The organism is uncultured Mailhella sp. (assembly GCF_947631555.1).
In the GTDB taxonomy this organism is placed as follows: Bacteria; Desulfobacterota; Desulfovibrionia; order Desulfovibrionales; family Desulfovibrionaceae; genus Mailhella.
The window spans coordinates 1-3,616 of sequence record NZ_CANRLT010000139.1; the positions used below are offsets into that span (position 1 = coordinate 1).

At 53.5% G+C, this 3,616-nt stretch carries 5 protein-coding genes and 1 riboswitch; all 5 genes read right to left on the minus strand.

Features of this window, described 5'->3' with window-relative positions; translation table 11 throughout:
* Window positions 1-839 (minus strand): hypothetical protein (locus Q0Z94_RS11515; RefSeq protein ID WP_298069851.1); only part of this gene is annotated, 839 nt, incomplete at its 3' end.
* Window positions 840-1,016: 177 nt separating this feature from the next.
* Window positions 1,017-1,158: riboswitch (cobalamin riboswitch) on the minus strand.
* Between the two features lie 300 nt (window positions 1,159-1,458).
* Window positions 1,459-2,082 (minus strand): hypothetical protein, encoded by a 624-nt coding sequence (locus Q0Z94_RS11520; RefSeq protein WP_298069853.1) that lies wholly within the window; start codon window positions 2,080-2,082, stop codon window positions 1,459-1,461.
* A gap of 253 nt (window positions 2,083-2,335) precedes the next feature.
* A complete protein-coding gene (locus Q0Z94_RS11920; RefSeq protein ID WP_366517623.1) occupies window positions 2,336-2,473 on the minus strand; it encodes an FHA domain-containing protein in 138 nt (45 codons plus the stop codon).
* Window positions 2,474-2,502: 29 nt separating this feature from the next.
* Entirely contained in the window at window positions 2,503-2,679 is a 177-nt protein-coding gene (locus Q0Z94_RS11525; protein WP_298069855.1) for a hypothetical protein, read from the minus strand.
* A 238-nt stretch (window positions 2,680-2,917) separates the two neighbouring features.
* A partial coding sequence (locus tag Q0Z94_RS11530) for a hypothetical protein (RefSeq protein WP_298069857.1) occupies window positions 2,918-3,616 on the minus strand: 699 nt, incomplete at its 5' end.

Sequence of the window (3,616 nt, forward strand, 5' to 3'; positions counted from 1 at the left end):
CCGTGCTCGAGACGGAGGGTCTTCGTCCTTCCCGCTTGGCGGAAGCCGTCTCCGCCGCCCGTCCAAGGGTCTCTTCCCCGCGGGAAGACCCCCTCGACGGCATCTACACCCCGCAGCGGGAGGGGCTCTCGCGGGCGGATAGGCTGCTCACGAACGGCTGGATCTCCGTGCCGTTTTTTCTCTGCTTTCTCCCGGAGGCGGCCGGTACGGAAGTCGTATAGATCCTGCTCCGTGGGGGGCTTTACCCCCGTTGGCATCGGCAGGCCCGCAAGAGCCAGCGCCACATTCCAGTAGACGAACCGGTCCTTGATGTATGTACCTCCGGGGACCTCCGCCTTCGTCGGAGAATGCCCCAGGTCCCCGGCACACCCGCGCAGGTAGGCCAGGAGCTCCTCGTCGGTGTCTTCCCTGTGTTCGGCGGCAAAGGCCTGATCCCGTGCGATCCGGCGGAGCTTTTCCTCGTCCGGCGCCGTGCGAGGCACGGGCGGTTCCTGTCCGGCGGGCCCGTCCGATTCCCGGCGAGGCGGTCCCTCCAAGGGCCGGTCCGGCCGGCGCTCCTGCGGGGAACTCACCGCTGCGCCGGCGTTCGCCAGCTTCCAGGCCCGGTCCGCCAACACGCCCCAGGGGAGGCGCAGCCGCTCCAGCAGATATTTGTATCCGATCACATCCTGGATGTTCGGCCTACGGCCCACCCGCGCGCACTCATTGGCAAGATAGGCCATGAGCTGCTCATCCGTCCATTTGCTATGTGACTTCCGGAACTCCCGCTCCAGCTTTTTTCGATGCTCCGCCGATGACTTTTGTATCCATTGCAGGTGTTTCTGATATCCTGTCGCCATGCTGGTCCTCCACAATTCCTGATTTGGGCGCAAAAAGGCCGCGTTGATAGGTTTCTATCAATGCGGCCCCTTCTGACAAAAAAGGCCACAGGGGGCAAAAATCCCGCTGCGGTCGAATTTTGTGTTTACACCCAACACGTCATTATTCGGACGCACCAACATGGTTGCTCTGCATCGGTCTCCTGGCTCGCGTATATGGGCCCATATGACCCGTGCCAGATATCCTGCCTTCTCAGTTTCCCAATGACCGGCTTTCGCCGACGGATATCTGTCTCAACGCACACAGTCGCGGTACGGCTGGGGACTCTCACCCCATTCCTCTAATCACCCCGGCCGATCCCTCGGTCCGGTTCAATGCGCATGGGCCATCAGCCTTTAGCGCAGAGGACATATCAGAACAAATCTATTCTGTTTTTTCGATGCTGCCGCTTTCTGGGGAAGCGGCGACGATCCTCCGATTCGTATCCAGCATATCACATCCGCGCCGGTTATTCAACCCCCAAAACAAGAATATTTTTCTTGCGCAGGTAGGCCATTCCCAAGCCATCCATTTACTCAGACCACATCCCGTTCCCATCACCGGTTGCCGTTCAAATCTGTAATAAGAAAGAAATAAATGTTATAGTAAAGCGAAGTCCTTTGTCTCCGGGAGGCCCGCCTGCCAACCGGGCTTGAAGTCCAATCGGAGCAGGCCGTCGCGGAAAGCCAAGTCAACGGCTCTCCACATCCTTTGATTCTTGCCCAAGTCCCGCTGATACTTCTCCCACGAGTAATTCCGACGTCTGCCGCGCAGTTGATAATAGTAGTCGATCTCCGCCTGGAGGAAGAACGCATTGACGATGGCCCGGCGCTGTGTATCATCAAACAAGCGGGCCGAACGCAGCATACCGTCCCCACTGTCAAAAGTCAAATCAGCGGGCAGTCGAATCCGTTTGACATGGAAATTGAAGAAGCGCCCGGTTGACTTCTGCGCAAGAGTGTACTTTAAAACCGCGTTGGATGCAGTGACCCACCCTGGGAAGTGCTGCATTAAACCCAGAAATGACTCCCAAGTAACGGGGTCACCCGTCTTTTTACGGAGTATCTCATAGTAATCCCGCTGGACACGAAAAGACAGGAGTTCACCGTAAACGACAACGGCCTCGCTGTCGAGACCGCTGAATTGATTCTCACGAACAAGCTGTCGCAGAAACTCCTGGCTGGACTCCCTTGCAATCTGCGGCTCTTTTCTACTGAACAACATATGCAGGACCTCGTTTTCTCAGTGTATCGGCCCCCACCAATCCCGCTGATTGTTTGTATTTTACCGCACGTTCAAAACACAGTCAATATACGATTCCGCTTAAAAAGAATTGCCGCTTTTGGTAAAAATGATAAATATAACGCATTTTCTCTTGCATTTTTTTGCCATTCCCCATATTGATAGTGTACCCATTAGAAGTATACTCCTTTTCAAGCAATTCTGTATGAATTGCCCCGTCTGACGGGCTCAAAAATCACACCGTGGAGAGCGACACCACGAAAAGCTCTTTGCTCAGCGTCAGGATGTCTCCATCCCGGATAGGTGCCGGGACAACGGGGACCAGACTGTTCCCATTCAGGGATGTGCCGTTCCTGGAGCCCTGGTCCACCACGCAGACTCTGGCATTCTCCCATACGAACTTCAGATGATGCCGGCTGATGGTGGGGCACCCCTCCAGGCCGTGCCCTCCATGGACTTCTCATCTACCTTCCTGCCAAGCAGGAACGGGAACCCAGGCACTTGGATGATCTCACCGGTCTTCAGCCTCTCCAGAGAGAGGGAGATATTCTCTGCTTCGTCTTTCTTCATGCTGCTCATTTTTCCTCCATCCGTCATCATATCTCAAATTCTGACTAACCGCCGAGCAAGCTGCGGCGGGTTCTTTCGAGCTACTGGACCTGCATTTAACATGATATTGGCGGCCAGTTAGCTCTCAAACTTTTAGTTTCCTGCACTCTAATGAGCACATGACGAAACCTTCGTCGAGTTGGCTTCCCCGGATAGGGAAACGTCCCTCGGCAGGACGATAGTCAATCTGCCCTTTGTGCATGACAAGTCATGCGACACGGATGCCGGAATTACAGACCTTCCGGCGGTCATTGATCATACGCTCTATTTCTTCCTTGTAAAGAGCGTAGAATTTTTCAAACAATTTATCGCATAGTTTTTTATCCGGCGTTTTGAAATCTTCAGATGAGCAGAATTCCAAAAACGCACTGTAGACATCGCGCTGTACTTTTATCTTGGATTTCCCTAAGATATGTATCCTTTGGGAAAGTTCTTTCTTGATATATTCGTCCAGTTCATGGTCATACTGACTGGCACGGAAGTTTTTGTCGACCGTGTGATATTCACCACGGGTGCTCTCGAATACCTGCTTGATCTTCTGTTGCTGCTTTCCGGGACAACGATTCTTAATGGAATGGCCGAATCCTGTTTTTCTCTTTTTCCTTTTGACCTTCTTCTTGCCATTGTCACCCGGCTTGGCGTCAGCAGGAGGAGAGACAGTGTTTTCTGTTTGCTGCGTATCCTGAGGTTTAGTAGATTTTTTCTCTTCTTTTTTCTCTTTGAGGTCCTTCTGGCCGGCGTTATCGGGTTGGTTGTTGGCAGTGGAAGAAGTGGTACCGTCTGTCTGCTGGGTATTTTGTAGTTTCGCGGCCTCTTCCGCTTTCTTTTTCTCTCTTCTTCGTTTTGCTTTGCCGCTGGCTTGCCACACCTTGGCGTTCGATGGTTCTATAATGACAACAGAGGCTTC

What these genes read in the sequence shown, in the direction of transcription:
- Q0Z94_RS11520 (WP_298069853.1), bottom strand. Translation starts at nt 2,082, where the DNA reads ATGTTGTTCAGTAGAAAAGAGCCGCAGATTGCAAGGGAGTCCAGCCAG.
- Q0Z94_RS11525 (WP_298069855.1), bottom strand. Translation starts at nt 2,679, where the DNA reads ATGAGCAGCATGAAGAAAGACGAAGCAGAGAATATCTCCCTCTCTCTG.